The 17212-nt window shown below is 71.6% G+C and carries 15 protein-coding genes and 1 pseudogene; 10 read left to right on the top strand and 6 right to left on the bottom strand.

Going from position 1 to position 17212, the window contains the following annotated elements:
* Window positions 1-78 precede the first annotated feature (78 nt).
* The 7 genes from ACFVN5_RS00535 to ACFVN5_RS00505 are packed head-to-tail and all read left to right on the top strand — an operon-like array spanning window position 79 to window position 6352.
* On the top strand, window positions 79-1152 hold the full coding sequence (locus tag ACFVN5_RS00535; protein ID WP_376952673.1) for an amidohydrolase: 1074 nt from the start codon (window positions 79-81) through the stop codon (window positions 1150-1152).
* 44 nt (window positions 1153-1196) lie between these two features.
* Complete coding sequence (locus ACFVN5_RS00530) at window positions 1197-2519, top strand: ABC transporter substrate-binding protein (RefSeq protein WP_376952672.1); 1323 nt, start codon at window positions 1197-1199, stop codon at window positions 2517-2519.
* A gap of 36 nt (window positions 2520-2555) precedes the next feature.
* On the top strand, window positions 2556-2825 hold the full coding sequence (locus ACFVN5_RS00525; protein ID WP_376952671.1) for a hypothetical protein: 270 nt from the start codon (window positions 2556-2558) through the stop codon (window positions 2823-2825).
* A complete protein-coding gene (locus ACFVN5_RS00520; protein WP_376952670.1) occupies window positions 2822-3772 on the top strand; it encodes an ABC transporter permease in 951 nt (316 codons plus the stop codon). The genes ACFVN5_RS00525 and ACFVN5_RS00520 overlap by 4 nt, the downstream gene beginning before the upstream one ends.
* Window positions 3769-4650, top strand: coding sequence for an ABC transporter permease (locus ACFVN5_RS00515; protein ID WP_376952669.1), 882 nt, complete (start codon window positions 3769-3771; stop codon window positions 4648-4650). The genes ACFVN5_RS00520 and ACFVN5_RS00515 overlap by 4 nt, the downstream gene beginning before the upstream one ends.
* Entirely contained in the window at window positions 4647-5504 is an 858-nt protein-coding gene (locus tag ACFVN5_RS00510; protein WP_376952668.1) for an ABC transporter ATP-binding protein, read from the top strand. The genes ACFVN5_RS00515 and ACFVN5_RS00510 overlap by 4 nt, the downstream gene beginning before the upstream one ends.
* On the top strand, window positions 5501-6352 hold the full coding sequence (locus ACFVN5_RS00505) for an ABC transporter ATP-binding protein (RefSeq protein ID WP_376952667.1): 852 nt from the start codon (window positions 5501-5503) through the stop codon (window positions 6350-6352). The genes ACFVN5_RS00510 and ACFVN5_RS00505 overlap by 4 nt, the downstream gene beginning before the upstream one ends.
* A 188-nt stretch (window positions 6353-6540) precedes the next feature.
* Here ACFVN5_RS00505 and ACFVN5_RS00500 read toward each other — a convergent pair whose 3' ends face one another.
* Window positions 6541-7158: a TetR/AcrR family transcriptional regulator gene (locus ACFVN5_RS00500; protein WP_376952666.1), complete on the bottom strand. Its 618-nt coding sequence runs from the start codon at window positions 7156-7158 to the stop codon at window positions 6541-6543.
* A 106-nt stretch (window positions 7159-7264) separates the two neighbouring features.
* Between ACFVN5_RS00500 and ACFVN5_RS00495 the strand changes: the two genes are divergently transcribed.
* From ACFVN5_RS00495 to ACFVN5_RS00485, 3 genes are all read left to right on the top strand, one after another.
* Complete coding sequence (locus ACFVN5_RS00495) at window positions 7265-8746, top strand: APC family permease (RefSeq protein ID WP_376952665.1); 1482 nt, start codon at window positions 7265-7267, stop codon at window positions 8744-8746.
* Window positions 8743-10461 (top strand): amidohydrolase, encoded by a 1719-nt coding sequence (locus tag ACFVN5_RS00490; protein WP_376952664.1) that lies wholly within the window; start codon window positions 8743-8745, stop codon window positions 10459-10461. Before ACFVN5_RS00495 ends, ACFVN5_RS00490 begins: the two co-directional genes overlap by 4 nt.
* A gap of 86 nt (window positions 10462-10547) precedes the next feature.
* Window positions 10548-11471 (top strand): DNA-methyltransferase, encoded by a 924-nt coding sequence (locus ACFVN5_RS00485; protein WP_376952663.1) that lies wholly within the window; start codon window positions 10548-10550, stop codon window positions 11469-11471.
* A 54-nt stretch (window positions 11472-11525) separates the two neighbouring features.
* Here ACFVN5_RS00485 and ACFVN5_RS00480 read toward each other — a convergent pair.
* The 5 genes and pseudogenes from ACFVN5_RS00480 to ACFVN5_RS00460 all read right to left on the bottom strand — a co-directional run.
* Window positions 11526-12404: pseudogene (locus ACFVN5_RS00480) on the bottom strand (acyltransferase family protein); the annotation flags it as partial.
* A 101-nt stretch (window positions 12405-12505) separates the two neighbouring features.
* Window positions 12506-13531, bottom strand: a complete 1026-nt coding sequence (locus tag ACFVN5_RS00475; RefSeq protein ID WP_376952662.1) for a LacI family DNA-binding transcriptional regulator — start codon at window positions 13529-13531, stop codon at window positions 12506-12508.
* Between the two features lie 116 nt (window positions 13532-13647).
* Entirely contained in the window at window positions 13648-15120 is a 1473-nt protein-coding gene (locus tag ACFVN5_RS00470) for a GH1 family beta-glucosidase (protein ID WP_376952661.1), read from the bottom strand.
* Entirely contained in the window at window positions 15117-16028 is a 912-nt protein-coding gene (locus ACFVN5_RS00465) for a carbohydrate ABC transporter permease (protein ID WP_376952660.1), read from the bottom strand. Before ACFVN5_RS00465 ends, ACFVN5_RS00470 begins: the two co-directional genes overlap by 4 nt.
* Window positions 16025-17158 (bottom strand): carbohydrate ABC transporter permease, encoded by a 1134-nt coding sequence (locus tag ACFVN5_RS00460; protein ID WP_376952659.1) that lies wholly within the window; start codon window positions 17156-17158, stop codon window positions 16025-16027. Before ACFVN5_RS00460 ends, ACFVN5_RS00465 begins: the two co-directional genes overlap by 4 nt.
* Window positions 17159-17212 lie beyond the last annotated feature (54 nt).

The following is a 17212-nucleotide window of genomic DNA, read 5'->3' as shown; positions in this document are numbered from 1 at the left end:
GTGTGATAACCATATCATCTGACGAATTCGGACGACAGTCTCGAGTTCGAGCAATTCCGTTCGAGGAAGCAGGTGACCGTGTCCGCGACATCCGACCCGACGACCGTCGTCGTCGCCGCGCCGCTCGTGGACGCGCACGTCCACCCCGACAAGTCGTCGTGGGGCGGGCCGTGGCTCTCCCGGCGGCCCGCGGCGACGCTGCGCGACTTCATCGAGCACGACGTGCGCACGCAGGCCGCGTCCACCCGATCGGTGGAGGAGCGCGCACTCGCGCTGTTCCGCACGGCCGTGGCGAACGGCACCCGGGCGGTGCGCGCGCAGGTGGACGTCGGGCCGGCCCAGGGGCTCGCCAACGTGCACGGGGTGCGCGCGGCATCCGAACGCCTGGGCGGCCGGCTCGACGTGCAGGTCGTCGCCTTCCCGCAGCAGGGCCTGCTCACCGCGCCCGGCACGCTCGACCTGCTCGACCAGGCGCTGCGCGAGGGTGCCGACCTCGTCGGCGGCATCGACCCCGTGGGCCTCGAGCAGGACCTCGACGGGCACATCGACGCGGTGTTCGGGCTCGCGGCCACGCACGGCGTCGACGTGGACATCCACCTCCACGACGGTGGCGAGCCGGGCCTCGACGAGACCCGTCGCATCGCCGCACGTGCGGTCGCCGAGGGCATGCAGGGTCGCGTCACGATCAGCCATGCCTTCGCGGTCGCCGAGGCATCCGGTGACGCGCTCTCGTCGATCGCCGACACGCTCGCCGACGCCGGGGTGTGGCTCACCACCTGCGCGCTCGGGGGCGACCCCGTGCTGCCCGTGGCGTTCCTGCGCGACCGCGGCGTGCGCGTGGCCATCGGCTCCGACGGCGTGCGCGACTCGTGGACGCCCTTCGGCACGGGCAGCATGGTCGACCGCGCCCACCTGCTCGCGTACCGCACCGACGCGATGACGGACGTCGACCTCGAGCTCGCCTACGACGCCTGCTCGCGCGCCGGCGCCGAGCTGCTCGGCCTGCCCGCCGGACCCGTCGACGCGGACTCGTCCGACCGCCTCGAGTTCGACGGCGAATGCCTCGCGCAGGTCGTCGTCGACCGCCCGGCGCCCGCCCGCGTCATCCGCGACGGCCGCGTGATCGCCCGCAACGGCGATCTCACCGGCTGACACCGACCCCCGACCACCCGCACCGAAGACGAAGGAGTCTCCAGATGCATGCCCCCCGAGCCGTCATCCCGCTCGTCGCCACGGCCGTCGTCGTCGCGCTGGCCGGATGCTCGCTGCCCGGCGCCGATCCGTACGGCACCGCCATCGACCGGTCCGACCTCGTGACCACCACTCCGCCGGGCCCCGGCGAGCTCGACGAGCTCCGCTGGAACCTGCCCTACGAGCCGTTCTCGATCGACGCGATGCGCTCGTTCAACTACGCGGAGAACACGGTCATCGCCAACCTCTGCGAGTCGATGCTCCGGCTCACGCCCGACCTCGAGACCGAGCCCGGCCTGGCCGTGCGGGTCGACGAGCCCGACGACCTGACCCAGGTCTACGAGCTGCGCGACGACGTCGAGTTCTGGGACGGCAGCCCGATGACGGCCGACGACGTCGCGTACAGCCTGAACCGCCAGCTCGACCCCGACAACGGCTCGTACTTCGCGGGGTACTACGGCAAGGTCGCGTCGATCGAGGCCACCGGCCCGTTCGAGGTGACCGTGCGGTTCACCGAGCCCGACGCCCTGTTCGAGCAGGCGATGGCCACGGCCGCGGGCGCGATCTCGGAACAGGCGTTCACCGAAGACGCCGGCGAGGCGTACGGCACGCCGCAGACCGGCGTGATGTGCACCGGGCCGTTCCGCTTCGCGTCGTGGGAGCCCGGCCGCGACCTCGTGATCGAGCGCAACGACGCGTACTGGGACGACGCGCTCCGCCCGAAGGCCGAGCGCGTGGAGTTCAGCTTCATCGCGGACGAGTCGACCGCCGTGAACGCGCTGCGCAGCGGCGAGATCGACGGGCAGTACTTCTACCTGCCGCCCGCCGGCCTCATCCAGCTGCAGAACGACGACGCGCTCACGCTCGACTACGGGGAGTCGCTCGTGTTCTTCGCGCTCATCGGCGCGAACGACACCGGTCCGATGGCCGACGTGCGCGTGCGCCAGGCGCTCTCGGCGATCATCGACCGCACGGCGATCGCGAACGTGGTGCTCCAGGGCGCCGCGCTGCCGACGCCGTCCCTCGCCGGCCCCGACTACTGGGGCTACGAGGAGGAGGCGTTCGCCGCCGCGTACGACGAGTTCGACGTCGACACCGACGTCGAGCGCGCGAAGGCCCTGCTCGAGGAGGCCGGCCCGCAGGACCCGATCGTGATCGGCATCCAGGGCAGCTCGGCCGTGCACGAGCAGACGGCGAACGTGATCCAGGCCGCCGGACGCAAGCTCGGCCTCGACATCCGCACCAAGGTGATCCCGGTCGAGCAGTTCGGCAACCTGTACAACGACCCGACCGCACGCGAGGGCCTCGACGGGTTCTTCACCACCTGATACGGCAACTTCCCCGACCCGCTCGAGGCGTACACGATGTTCGTCGCCGACGGCTACAACAACTACGGCGCCTACGACGAGGTGAGCGACCAGGTCGGCGAGGCGATCGCCACGCTCGACCCGGCCGAGCGGGCGCGCAAGGTCATCGACATCCAGGCGGCCGTCACGCGCGACGTGCCGTGGACGCCGCTGGTCTCGCTGCCGACGATCCTCGTGCAGAACGCCCGCGTCTCGGGTGCCACGGCCTCCATGGCCTACCTCTACCAGCCGTGGGCCGCGACCATCGGCGGAACGGAGTCGAAGTGAACATCGCCGTCTACGCGCTGAAGCGCCTCGGCAGCCTGCTCCTGGTGCTGCTCGTCACGTCGTTCCTCGTGTTCGGGCTGCTCTACCTCGCGCCCGGGACGCCGCTGTCGTTCCTGCTCGGCCCGCGCGGCGGGACGCCGGAGCAGATCGCCGCGGTGACCGAGAAGTACCACCTCGACGAGCCGTTCCTCGCCCGGTACGTCGCCTGGCTGGGCGACGTGCTCCACGGCGACTTCGGCCAGTCGATCGTCTACCGGCAGGACGTCTCCGACATGATCGACGGGCGCATCGGCACCACCGCGGCGCTCGTGGCGATCGCCGCTGTCGTGATCGCGATCGTCGGCATCGTGCTCGGCACGACCGCCGCGCTGCGCGGCGGCGCGACCGGCAGCACGATCTCGTCGCTCGCCTCCGTCGCCTTGTCGACGCCCGTGTTCGTCATCGGCGTCGCCCTGATCAGCGTCTTCGCCGTCGCGTTCGGCTGGTTCCCCGTGTTCGGGAGCGGCTCGGGCGGGCTCGACACGGTGTACCACCTGACGCTGCCCGCCATCGCGCTCAGCGTCGGCGGCGCCGCGTACCTGGTCCGGATCACCCGCGCGTCGGTCGACGAGGAGCGCGGCCGTGAGCACGTGCAGACGGCGGTCGCGCGGGCGCTCCCGCGCCAGGTCGTGATCCGCCGGCACATCCTGCGCAACGCGCTGATCCCGATCACCACCGTGCTCGGCCTGACCATCGCCTCGCTCATCGCCGGCGCGGTCGTCGTCGAGAACGTGTTCGCGATCGACGGGCTCGGGTCGCTCCTCGTGAAGGCCATCCTGCAGCGGGACTTCGCGGTCGTGCAGGCCGTCGTGCTCGTCATGGTCTTCGGCTTCGTCATCATCAACGCCGTGGTCGACGTGCTCTACAGCGTCATCGACCCGCGCATCGCTCTCGGGAGGACCGCATGAGCCAGTCCGTGCTCACCACCACCGCCCTGCCCGCGTTCCGCGCGACGACGCGTCGGCGCTCGGGCCTCGTCGACCGCCTCGGCACCGTCGGCGTCACCGCCGCCGTCGTGCTCGGCGTCATCATCCTCGTCGCGGCGCTCGCACCGTGGATCGCCCCGTACGACCCCGACGAGCCCGACCTGCTGAACGTGCTCGCCTCACCCAGCGCCGCGCACTGGCTCGGCACCGACGCGCTCGGCCGCGACATCCTCTCGCGGCTGATGTGGGGCGCACGCCTCACGATCGTCGGGCCCGGCATCGTCATCGTGCTGTCGACGCTGGTCGGCACCGCACTCGCCCTGACGGCCGCCTGGTTCCGAGGCAGGACGGATGCCGGGATCTCATGGGTCCTCGACGTGATGTTCGCGGTGCCCGGCGTCGTGTTCGCCCTCATCGCGGTCGCCCTGTTCGGTCCGAGCTTCGGCACCGTCGTGGCGGGCCTCACGATCGCGTACATCCCGTACGTGGCCCGCGTGGTGCGCGGCGCCGCCCTGCGCGAGCGGAGCCTGCCGTACGTCTCCGCCGCGTGGTTGCAGGGCCAGCGCGGGGGCGCGATCACCACGCGGCAGCTGCTGCCGAACCTGACGCCGCTCATCGTCGCGCAGGCGGTCTCGGCGCTCGGATTCGCGGTGATCGACCTCGCCGCGGTCTCGTTCCTCGGCCTCGGGGTGCAGCCGCCGACGGCCGACCTCGGCCTCATGGTGAAGAGCGGCTTCGACAGCGTGCTGCGCGGGTTCTTCATGGAGTCCGCCGCGGCGGGCACGCTCATCGTCCTCATCGTCCTCTGCGTCACCGTCATCGGCGACCGTCTCACCGCCTCGGCAAGGAGCCCGAAATGACCGAGCCGCTGCTCTCCATCCGCGACCTCACGGTCGAGACCCCGGCGCGAGCCGGATCCAAGCGCCTGCTGAACGGCGTGAGCCTCGGCGTCGGTGCCGGCGAAGCGGTCGCGCTCGTCGGCGAGTCGGGCTCGGGCAAGTCGCTGACCACCCGCACGGTGATGCGGCTGCTGCCCGCGTCGTTCCGCGTCGGCGGATCGATCTCGCACGACGGCCGCGACGTGCTCGGCATGGGCCGCGACGAGCTGCGGCGGTTCCGCGGCCGCGAGGTGGGCATGATCTTCCAGGACCCGCGGGCGCACATCAATCCGGTGCACCGCGTCGACGACTTCCTCACCGAGGCGCTCCGCACGACGCGCGGCGTCTCGCGCGCTGAGGCCGAGGAGCGGGCGGTCGCCCTGCTCGCGGACGTCGGCGTCCGCAATCCGGGCCAGCGACTGCGGCAGTACCCGCACCAGCTCTCGGGCGGCCTGCTGCAGCGCGTGCTCATCGCGTCGGTGCTGCTCGCCGAACCGCGACTGCTGCTCGCCGACGAGCCGACCACCGCGCTCGACGTGACCGCGCAGTCCGACGTGATGGCGATCCTCGAGGAGCAGCGCGCCCAGCGCGGGCTCGCCCTCCTGTTCATCACGCACGACCTCGAGCTCGCGGCCGCGTGCTGCGACCGGATCGCCGTGATGTACGCGGGCGAGATCGTCGAGGAGGGGCCGCACGTGGCCGAGGATCCGCGGCATCCGTACACGAAGGAGCTGCTCGCCGCCCGGCCAGGCATCGACGTGCGGGCCGAGCGCCTGCCCGTGCTCCGCTACAACCGCACGACCCACGAGCAGCTGAAGGCGAGGAGCATCGCATGAACGCCACCCCGGTCCTGTCCGTCCGTCAGCTCCGCAAGGAGTACCCGTCGCCCGTGCGCGGCGGCGATCCCGTCGTCGCCGTCGACGGGATCGACCTCGACGTCCATCCGGGCGAGTGCCTTGCCATCGTGGGCGAGTCGGGCTCGGGCAAGACGACGGTCGCCAAGGCGGTCGTCGGCCTCGAGCGGCCGACCTCGGGCACCATCGCGATCGACGGCGTGGAGCGCGGCCGGCCGCCGACCCGGCATCGCGACCGGGCACGGTGGGCGAGCGAGGTGCAGTACGTGTTCCAGGACCCGTACTCGTCGCTCAACCCGCGTCAGCGCGTCGGCGCCGTCGTCGACACGTCCGTCGGGATCCACCGCCCCGAGCTCTCGCGCGCCGATCGCCGACTCGTCGTCGAGGCCCTCCTCGACGACGTGGGCCTCGGCGACGGGTTCGCCGACCGGCTGCCGCACGAGCTGTCGGGCGGCCAGCGCCAGCGCGTGGCCATCGCCCGCGCGCTGGCGGCGAACCCGCGGCTCGTCATCCTCGACGAGGCGGTCGCCGCGCTCGACGTGTCGATCCAGGCGCAGATCCTCAACCTGCTCGCCGACCTGCGGGCGCAGCGCCCGGTGAGCTACCTCTTCATCACGCACGACCTCGCGGTCGTCAACCAGATCGCCGACCGCGTGATCGTCATGGAGCAGGGCGTCGTCGTCGAGGAGGGCGACACGCGCCAGGTGCTCGATCGCCCGGCGCACGAATACACGCGGACGCTGGTCGCCGCGGTGCCGCGTCCCGGCTGGACTCCGCGCCGGCGGTCGCAGCTCGCGGGGGCGGTGCCGGCACCTTCGGTGGTCGAGTAGCGACGAAGGAGCGTATCGAGACCTCGTGATCGGTCTCGATTCCTGGGGCGCAGTAGGCGGGTCTCGATACGCGTCCGACTGCGTCGGGCGCTACTCGACCACCGGGCGGGTGTGCGTCGGGCGCTACTCGACCACCGGAGGCTCCTGCGTCGGGCGCTACTCGACCACCGGGCGGTGTGCGTCGGGCGCTACTCGACCACCGGGGGGCTGCTCGTCGGGCAGCCGAGGTCGCGTGCGACCGCACGCATGGCCGCCGCGGCGACCTCGACCGTCATGAGGGCGTTGCCGCCCACGATGTGCAGTCCGTACGCGTCCTCGAGGGCGACGAAGGTCATCGCGAGCTCGTCGTCCTCGAGGCGCGGCGCGAAGACGCCCGCCTCGCGGCCGGCGGCGAGGATGCCGCGGTAGGTCGCGAGCTGGCGGAGGTACATGGTCTGCACGAGCTCGTCGTGCAGCTCGGAGTTGCCCGCGAGCACGTCGAACTCGTAGAGCAGGCTCATGAGCGCGTCGTCGGGTCCGGTGGGGAGCCCGCCCTCGATGGCCGCGCCGAGCCGATCGCGCGGGTCGTCGAGCTCTGCGACGAGCTGGTCGCGCTCGTCGCAGAAGCGCTCGACGCCCGCGGCATGCGCCTCGACGAGCAGGGCGTCGAGGTCCTCGTAGTAGTAGAGCACCGCGCCCCGGCTGAGCCCGGCCTGCTCCGCGACATCCGTGAGCGAGAGCGACCGCAGCCCGTGCATGCGCCCCGCGGCATACGTCGCCTCGATGAGCGCGGCACGACGCGCTTCCTGCCGCTTCGGTCGTGCCATGTGTTGACACTACCCGACCGGTCGTGTCAGACTCCTCGGCATTCTTCGACACTGATGTCGAAGAATTCACGCGGGACTTCGGACCCCCGACCGAGGAAGACCTCCCATGGCCCTGAACCGACCAGCACCTACGCTCGACACGGCGTCGACCACCACGCACGGCGCGCACCTCTCGCGATCGCTCGGCGTCGGCGGCAACGTCCTCATCACGCTCTCGGGCATCTCGCCCGCGTCGAGCGTGTTCATCCTCGGCGGCGCCGCGCTCGCCGGCTACGGCACCGGTGTCTTCTGGGGCTTCCTGCTCGCCGGCGTCATCAGCATCCTGATCGCGGTCTGCTACGCCGAGCTCGCCTCGCGGCATCCGATCGCCGGCGGCGACTACTCGCTCGTCAGCCGCGTGCTCGGCCCGGCGGCCGGCGCGGCCGTGTTCTTCATCGGCCTCGTGAGCCTGCCGCTCATCGTCGCGATCTTCGCCCTCGGCGTCGCGGACTACCTCGGCGTCGCGATCGCGGGGCTCGACCCGTTGGCGACTGCGCTCATCGTCATCGCGCTCGCCGTCGTGACCGCGTGCTTCAACATCCGCACGAACGCCTGGGTCACCGGCGCGTTCCTGTTCGTGGAGATGGCCGCGCTCGCCCTGCTCGCCCTGCTCGGGTTCGTGCACGTCGAGCGCCCGATCACCGACCTGCTCGACCCGCAGGCGCTCGACGCCGCGACGGGCGGACTCGCGCCGCTCGGCATCGCCGGGCTCGTGCTCGCCGTGACGCAGGGCATCTTCTCGTACAACGGCTACGGCGGCGCGGTGTACTTCGCCGAGGAGACGAAGGACGCGCGCCGGGCGATCGCGAAGGCCGTGCTCTGGAGCGCCGGCATCACGGTGCTCGCCGAGCTCGTGCCGCTGACGGCGATCCTGATGGGCGCCGACTCGCTCGAGGACCTCTTCGGCGCGGCGCTGCCCGTCGAGTCGTTCCTCTCGGCCAATGCGGGCGAGGCGGTCTCCGTCGTGGTGCTCGTGGCCATCGCGCTCGCGATCGTCAACGCGATCATCGCCATCGCGCTGCAGTCGGGCCGCCTCCTGTTCGCCGCGGCCCGCGACCGGGCGCTGCCCGCCGCGATCGCACGGCCGCTCGCGGTGGTGTCGGCGCGCACGAAGATGCCCGTCGCCGCGACGATCGTCATGGGCGTGCTCGCGCTCGCCGCGTGCTTCATCCCGTTCGACGTGCTCCTGAACGCCACCGGCTCGACGCTCGCGTTCAGCTACGGGTTCATCGCGCTGGCCGCGTTCGTGGTGCGGCGTCGGGGTGCGACGGATGCCGCGGCATCCGCCGACCGGGACGCGACTGCCGTGGCATCCGCACGCACCGGTGGCTATCGGATGCCGCTGTGGCCGCTGCCGCCGGCGATCGCGCTGCTGTCGATCGGGGCGATCTTCGTCATCGGCATCCTCGACCCCGCCCAGTGGCTCAGCCTGGGGATCGCGTTCGGCATCGTCGGCGCCGGATTCGCCTACTACGCGCTCTATCTGCGACGCAGCCCCGCCGCGCTCCACCTGCTGCACGGCGACGACGACGAGGAGTTCTCGGCATGATGCTCGACACGCTGATCACCGGCGCCCGCGTGCGCACGTTCGATCCCGATGTGCCGTGGGCCGAGGCCGTCGGCATCGTCGACGAGCGCATCGCCTACGTGGGGCCGGCGGCGGATGCCCCGAACGCGCGCCGACGCATCGAGGCCGACGGCCGGCTCGTGACCCCCGGCATCATCGACAGCCACAACCACCTGCTGCTGGGCTTCGACGAGGACGCCGTCTCGCTCGAGGGCGCGCACGACCTCGGGGAGGTGCGACGCCGCATCTCGGGGTTCGCCGCGCGCCGGCCCGACCTCGACTGGATCTGTGCCGAGAACGCGGTCTACTCGATCGTCGAGGGCCGGCGTCCGAACGCGGCGGACCTCGACGGGCTCACCGACCGGCCGGTGTTCGTCACGACCTACGACCAGCACTCCGTCTGGCTCAACCGTGCGGCGCTGCGTGCACTCGGCGTCGCCGACGGCGGCGACCTCGCCTGGGGCCGGCCCGAACGCGATCCGGCGACGGGCGAGCCGACCGGGTGGGTGACCGACTTCTACACGAGTGCGATGACCGTCGCGGGGCTCGCGGCGCTGCAGCGCGACATCCCGATGTACTCGCCCGAACGCCGCTACCGCAAGCTGCGCTCGAGCATGCGCATGGCGACCGCGCTCGGCATCACGACCGTCGTCGAGCCGCAGGTGCCGCTGGCCGAGCTGCCGCTCTTCGAGCGTGCGCTCGCCGAGGGCGTGCTCGCGTCGCGGGTGATCACCGCGCTGTTCCACCCGGTGGGGGCGGATGCCGCGTTCCGGCGCCGGCTGCGCGACGCGGTCGACCGGGCGGCCGCCGCTCCGGATGCCGCGGGCCTCCTGCGCCTCGGCCCGCTGAAGCTGTACGCCGACGACGTGATCGAGCCGCACACGGCGTTGATGTTCGAGGACTACGCGAACCGGCCGGGCGTCCGCGGTCGCCCCAGCTACCCCGACCGCGAGCTCGTCGGCGTCATCGGGGAGCTCGACCGGATGGGCTTCCAGACCCACACCCACGCGACCGGAGACGGCGGCATCCGCCTCGCCCTCGACGCGATCGAGCACGCCGCCCGCGTCAACGGCACGCGCGACCGCCGCCACGGCATCGTGCACGTCGAGTGCCTCCACCCCGACGACCTGCCGCGTTTTCGCGCGCTCGGCGTGACCGCGGCGATGCAGCCGCGGCACTGCTCGCCCGATCTCGTGGCGGGCACCTGGATGGACAACGTGGGCGAGGAGCGCTGGAACCGCGCGTGGCGGTTCGACAGCCTGCTGCGCTCGGGCGCGACCGTCGCGTTCTCGAGCGACTGGCAGGTGGGGGAGATGGATCCGCTCGTCGGGCTGTACTCGGCGGCGACTCGCGCCGGGCTCGACGGCCACGACGCGTGGACGGCCGATGAGCGCGTCGGACTCGATCGCGCGCTCGAGGCGTACACCGTGCACGGCGCGCGGGCGTGGCACCTCGAGGGGTCGCGCGGGCGTCTCGCACCCGGCATGGATGCCGACCTCGTCGTCTGGTCGAACGACCTGTACCGGCACGAGCACGATCCCGCGGGACTGCTCGGGGAGCACGCCGAGGTCACGGTCGTCGGCGGTCGGGTCGTGCACTCGGCGGGTGCGGTCGCGGAGGCGGTGGGGGCGCCCGTCGCCGAGGATCCCGTGGCGGTCGGAGGCGGCGCGGCCGACGCGCACGTGCACGTGCACTGAGGGGAGGCTCGGGTCTCGAGACGCGTCCGACTCCGTCGGGCGCTCCTCGACCACCGGGGACAGGCGTCGCTGGCAGACTGGTGCCCGTGGCATCCGACGACCAAGACCGCATCATCCACGCGGACAACCTCGCGGTGCTGCCGTCGCTGCCCGACGGCGCCTTCACCCTCGTCTACCTCGATCCGCCGTTCAACACCGGCCGACCGCAGGCGCGGCAGTCCACCCGTCACGTACGGGTGACCGGGTCGGATGCCGCGCGCGATGCGGCGGACGCGCCCTCTTCGACGAGCTCGGGGGGTGTCTCGACCATCACGGGCTTCCAGGGCCGCCAGTACGAGCGGATCCGCGGCGACCTGCTGCGCTACGACGACCGCTTCGAGGACTACTGGGGGTTCCTCGAGCCACGGCTCGCCGAGGCGTGGCGGGTGCTCGCCGACGACGGCACGCTCTACCTGCACCTCGACTACCGCGAGGCGCACTACGCGAAGGTGCTGCTCGACGCGCTGTTCGGCCGGGAGTGCTTCCTCAACGAGATCGTGTGGGCCTACGACTACGGCGCCAAGGCCAAGCGGCGCTGGCCGACGAAACACGACACGATCCTCGTGTACGTGAAGGACCCCGACCGGTACTGGTTCGACTCGACCGCGGTCGACCGCGAGCCGTACATGGCGCCGGGGCTCGTGACGCCCGAGAAGGCCGAGCTCGGCAAGCTGCCCACCGACGTGTGGTGGCACACGATCGTGTCGCCGACCGGACGCGAGAAGACGGGCTATCCGACGCAGAAGCCCGAGGGCATCCTCCGGCGCATCGTGCAGGCGTCGACGCGCGAGGGCGACTGGGTGCTCGACTTCTTCGCCGGGTCAGGCACGACGGGCGCGGTCGCCGCGACCCTCGGCCGGCGCTTCGTGCTCGTCGACGAGAACCCCGAGGCGATCGAGGTCATGCGGGCGCGCTTCGCGGGCATCGCGGGCGTGCGGTTCGAGGTGGGTGTCCCCGCGTCCGCCGGCTGAGCGGGGGACCCCGCAGAGCACCGGCGCCAGCGGCGTGCGCAGGAGCACCATGGCGATCGCCCACGGCACCACGATCGCGACCGCGAACGCGATCCAGGATGACGCGCCGAGCTTGTGCATCCCGTAGAGCACCGCGGCGTGGGTCAGCACGACCGCGAACCCGCACAGCGCGAGCCGCGACACGACGGAGCCGGCGCGCTCGCCGAGGTTCGCGAACGCGCGCCGGGCGACGAGGATGAGCCCGCACGAGATGAGGAGCGCCGTCACGACGCTGACGACGGGCGTGCCGAAGTCGCCCTGCTTGAGGTCGAGCGGCGCCGAGGCGCCCGACACGACGAGCCCGACGGCCGCGGCGAGCATGACCACCCCGGTGAGGGCCGGCCGCGGAAGGAGGTCGCGCACGCGACGCAGCGTGCGCCCCGCCACGACGAACACGACGCAGGTCAGGCCGATCCCCGCCGAGAGCGGCACGAGCGCGATGAGGGGTCCGGCCAGCCAGCCCGCGCCGACCAGGGCGAGGGCGATGGCCCACTGGGCGGCCAGCGGCATCCGCTCGATCACGGCAGCCGCGACGAGCGCGACGAAGAACGCCGTCACGAACCAGAACGCGGTGAACCCGTGCGGCATCCCGGCGCCGCCCTCGAGCACGCGCAGCGGCTGGCGGATCGTGCCGAGCAGGAGGCCGATGATGAGGAGCCAGGCCGCGTACGGCACGAGCAGCGAACGGGCGCGCCGCCGCACGAACGCGCCGAGGGAACCGGGCGACGTGGAGCCGAGATAGCCGCTCAGCACGAAGAAGACCGGCACCTGCCAGGTATAGGTCGCCAGCCGCGCGGCAGGATCGAACCAGACGTGACCAGCGACGACGGCCACGATCGCGAGGATCCGGACCACGTCGACCGACGCGTCCCGGCGCGCGATCTGCTGCACCATCGTCCCCACGCTACGGAGGCGGCCTCCGAGGCACGTGGGTGGCGCCTGTGATCTCGGTGTGCGTGCGCGTCGCACTCATCCGGCGGGGTACCGCTCGGGCGCTAGGCCGACTCGCGCTTCACGAGGTGCGTCGGCATGATGTTGCGGTGCGGCACGTCGGCGTCGCCGCCGAGGTGGCGCAGCAGCAGATCGGCCATCTCGAAGCCCATCTGCTCCGACGGCTGGTGCACGGTCGTGAGCGGGGTCGGGCCCGACAGCGCCGCGGGGCTGTCGTCGAAGCCGACCACCGCGACGTCGTCGGGCACCGAGCGTCCGCGCTCGGCGAGTGCCGCGAACGCGCCGACCGCCATGAGGTCGCTCGCGACGAAGAGGCCGTCGAGATCGGGGAACCGATCGAGCAGGCGGCGGGTCGCCTCCATCGCGCCGGCCGCGGTGAAGTCGGCGACCTCGTATGCGTCCGACGGCATGCCCGCGGCATCCATCGCCCGACGATAGCCCTCGAGGCGGTCGACGCCGGCGGGCATGTCGAGCGGGCCCGAGACCGTGCCGATGCGTCGCCGGCCGATGTCGACGAGGTGCGACGTCCCCGTCGCCCCGCCCTCGACGTTGTCGACGTCGACGAAGATGTGGTCGCCCGCCTGCGACGGGCGTCCGCCGAACACGAGCGGCAGCGCCAGCCCGGCCTCCCGCTGCAGGTCGTCCCCTTCGTGGTGCGAGATGACGAGCGCGCCGTCGACGACGCCCGAGCGCAGGTAGCGCAGCGTCTTGTGGCTCGGATCGGTCGACGCGACGAGCAGGTTGAGCAGGAACTCGCTCTCGTCGAGCCGCCGGGTGATGCCCTGCACGATCGCCGCGAAGTACGGGTCGCCGAAGAACATGGTGGTGTCCTCGGGGACGATGAGCGCGATCGCCCCCGACGTGCGGCTCGCGAGCGAGCGCGCGGCGCGGTTCGGCACGTAGTTGAGCTTCGCGATCGCCGCGTTGACGGCGGTCACGACGTCGGGGCTGACCTTGGGGGAGCCGTTCACGACCCGGCTGACGGTCGCACGCGAGACGTTGGCCTCGCGCGCGACCTCTTCGAGGGTCGGCGCGGTGGGTCGTGTCTTGATGCCACCACCCCCCTGCATGTCAGTCAGTCTATTTCCGCGCGGTCGTTTCCCGCGCCGCCTTGCGTCGCGGGTCTCGCGCGGTCTACCGCGGAATCACGGGCCTCCGCACGTGTCGCGGAGGCCCGGATGCCGGGTCAGCGACCCGGCAGCGCCCGGTCGCGGATGATCGCCGAGTACGCGAGCCCGCTGTCCTTCACGGTGCGCACCTGGGTGTCGTAGTCGACCCGCACCAGCCCGAAGCGCTTGTCGTACCCCCAGGCCCACTCGAAGTTGTCGAGCAGCGACCAGTAGAAGTAGCCGCGCACGGGCGCTCCCTCGTCGATCGCGTCGAGGATCGCCCCGAGGTGTCCGCGCAGGAACTCCGCGCGCTCCGCGTCGTGCACCGCGCCGTCGGCGGCGACGGCGTCGTCGTAGGCGGCGCCGTTCTCGGTGACGTAGAGCTTCACGCCGGCGGCATCCGCGTACTCGCGATGCACGCGCACGAGCAGCTCGCGCAGGCCATCGGGCTCGACCTCCCAGTCCATCGCCGTCGTCGGCAGGCCCTGCGGGTGCCAGTGCACGCCCTCCGCGGCGGGGAACGGCGACCGCGTCGGCCGATCGGTCGGCGCACTGCCCTGGAGCGCGACCGGCGCGGGCCGGGCGCTGACGTGCTCGCCGTGGTAGTAGTTCACGCCGAGCGTGTCGATGGGCGTCGAGATGACCTCCAGGTCGCCCGGCCGCACGACCGCGTCGAGCCCGAGCGGGCCGACGTCGGCGAGCAGGTCGTCGGCGTACGCCCCGCGGAAGATCGGGTCGAGGAAGAAGCGGTTGAACTGCCCGTCGATGCGGCGGGCGGCGTCGACGTCGCCGGCATCCGAGGGGTCGACCGGATGCACCGGGGCGAGGTTCAGCGTGATGCCGAGCTCGAGTCCGGGGTCGCGCTCGCGCAGCGCCTGCACCGCGAGCCCGTGGGCGAGCAGCAGGTGGTGACCCGCCGCGAGGCCGGCCGCGACATCCTGCCGGCCCGGCGCGTGCGCGCCGCCCGTGTAGCTGAGGAACGACGAGCACCACGGCTCGTTGAGCGTCGTCCAGACGTCGACCCGGTCGCCGAGCGCGTCGTGCATCGAGAGCGCGTAGTCGCGGAAGAGCTCCGCGGTGTCGCGGTTCGCCCAGCCGCCGCGCTCCTCGAGCGCCTGCGGCAGGTCCCAGTGGTAGAGCGTGAGCCACGGCTTGATGCCGGCGCCGAGCAGTTCGTCGACGAGCCGCGAGTAGAAGTCGATGCCCGTCGGGTTCACCGGCCCGCCGTCGGGCCGCACACGCGACCAGGAGGTGGAGAACCGGTAGGTCTGCAGGCCGAGGTCCTTCATGAGGGCGACGTCCTGCGGCATCCGGTGGTAGTGGTCGCACGCGACGTCGCCCGTGTCGCCGTTGATCACGGCACCGGGCACGCGGCAGAACGCGTCCCAGATCGACGCGGTGCGGCCGCCCTCGAACGCGGCGCCCTCGATCTGGAAGGCCGCGGTCGCGGTGCCGAACAGGAAGTCGGCGGGGAAGGCGCGTGCGGGGGCGATGGTGGATGCGGCCACGTCGGTCACGGCGGTGCGGTCCTCTCGGAGTTCGATGGTCATCCCTTCACGGCTCCCGCCATGATGCCGCTCACGAGCTGCTTGCCCGCGAACACGAACAGGATGAGGAGGGGGATGGTCGACAGCAGCACGCCGGCGAGCACGATCGAGTAGTCGACGAAGTAGTTCGACTGCAGGAGCGAGAGCGCGACGGGCAGGGTCGGGTCGTTGCGGTCGAGCACGATGAACGGCCAGAAGAAGTTGTTCCACGCCGAGACGAACGTGAACAGGCCGAGCATCGCGGCGGCGGGCCGCGCGGCGGGCAGGCCCACCGTCAGGAACGTGCGGAACGAGCTCGCGCCGTCGACGCGGGCCGCCTCGATGAGCTCGTCGGGCACCGCCTGCTGCAGGTACTGGGTCATCCAGAACACGCCGAAGGCGCTGGTGAGCGCCGGGATGATGATCGCCCCGATGTTCCCCGTCCAGCCGAGGTCGCTGAACAGGATGTACAGCGGCACGACGCCGAGCTGCGTCGGCACGGCCATCGTGGCGACCACGAAGACGAGCAGCCACTTCGAGCCGCGGAAGCGGAGCTTCGCGAACGCCCAGCCGGCGAGCGTCGAGAAGAAGACGACGGATGCCGCGATGAGCGCCGAGCTGTAGATGGAGTTCCACAGCGCGCGCCAGAAGTTCACGGCCGGGTCGTTGATGACGGATGCCGCGTTCTCGAGGAAGTTGCCCCCGGGCAGCCAGGACATGTTCGGGTCGCGGATCGTCGAGGCATCCCCGGAGCCGATCAGGAACGACCAGTAGAAGGGGAAGATCGCCGCGCCGAGGACGATGGCGAGGCTCGTGTAGACGAACCAGCCGGGACGCGAGCCCTGCACGCGGCGGGGACGCCGGCGCTGGGTGGAGGCGTTCGGGATGCCCTCCTCGACGACGGCGAGGGGTGCGGGGTTCAGGACGCTCATCGCGCGGCCTCCTGGGTGTCGATGGTGGGGGCCGGGGCATCCGCGAGCGTGCCCGACGAGGTCGCACGACGCAGGTCGCGCCGGGCCGCACGGGCGGCGGCGCGCTGCTCGCGGCGGCCGAGGCTGCCGCGCGAGCCCTCGTCGCGCACCACCCGCCGGGTGACGAGCAGGTTGATGATGCCGATGGCCAGGATGATGAGGAAGAGGATCCACGCGAGGGCGGCGGCGCGACCGAAGTTCCACTGGCCCCAGCCGATGTCGTAGAGGTACAGCGTGATGGTCAGCCACTGCGAGTCGGCGCCGCCCGTGCCGTACTGGTCGTACATGCGCGGCTCGTCGAAGATCTGCAGGCCGCCGATGGTCGACGTGATGATCACGAAGATGAGCGTCGGGCGCAGGCTCGGCACGGTGATCGCGAAGAACTGTCGCAGCTTCGACGCGCCGTCGATTGCCGCGGCCTCGTAGTAGTCGCGCGGGATCGCCTGCATGGCCGCGAGCAGGATCAGCGTGTTGTAGCCGGTCCAGCGGAAGTTCACCATCGTGGCGATGGCGATGTGGCTGGCGAAGGCGTCGCTGTGCCACATGATCGGCGGGATGCCGAGGTCGGCGAGCGTCGTGTTCACGAGGCCGTACTTGTCGCCGAACATGTTGCTGAAGATGAGGGCCACGGCGACGGGCGCCATGACGTAGGGGAGCAGGACGCCCATGCGCCAGAAGGTCTTCGCGCGGATGTTCTGGTCGAGCATCGCGGCGATGAAGATCGCGAGGATCAGCTGCGGAATGCTCGAGAGCAGGAAGATGCTGAACGTGTTGCGCAGGGCGATCCAGAACTTCGGCTGCGTGAGCACGTAGACGTACTGGTCGAAGCCGATGAACTCGCCGGAGTTCCGCACCAGGTCCCAGTCCATGAAGGAGATGACCGCGGTGTACGCGATGGGGAACAGGCCGACGACGATGAAGAGGATGAAGAACGGCGAGACGTAGAGGTACGGCGACAGCTTCAGGTCCCACCGGCTGAGCCGGTGCCCGAACGCGATGCGTCGCGGCTCGCGTCGGGGTCGATCGGGCCGAGCCGGGTCGGGGCTCGGGGAGGACGGCGGGGCCGTCTCGGTCGTTGCAGTCGTGGTCACGGTGGTTCCTTGCGTTCCGGTCGGGTGCGAGGGGCGTGGCGGGCCGGGACGTGC

This window comes from Agromyces sp. NPDC057865 (genome assembly GCF_042796995.1).
Lineage (GTDB): Bacteria > Actinomycetota > Actinomycetes > Actinomycetales > Microbacteriaceae > Agromyces.
The sequence above is the reverse complement of the archived record's forward strand: the minus strand, read 5'-3'. Positions and strand labels throughout refer to the sequence as shown.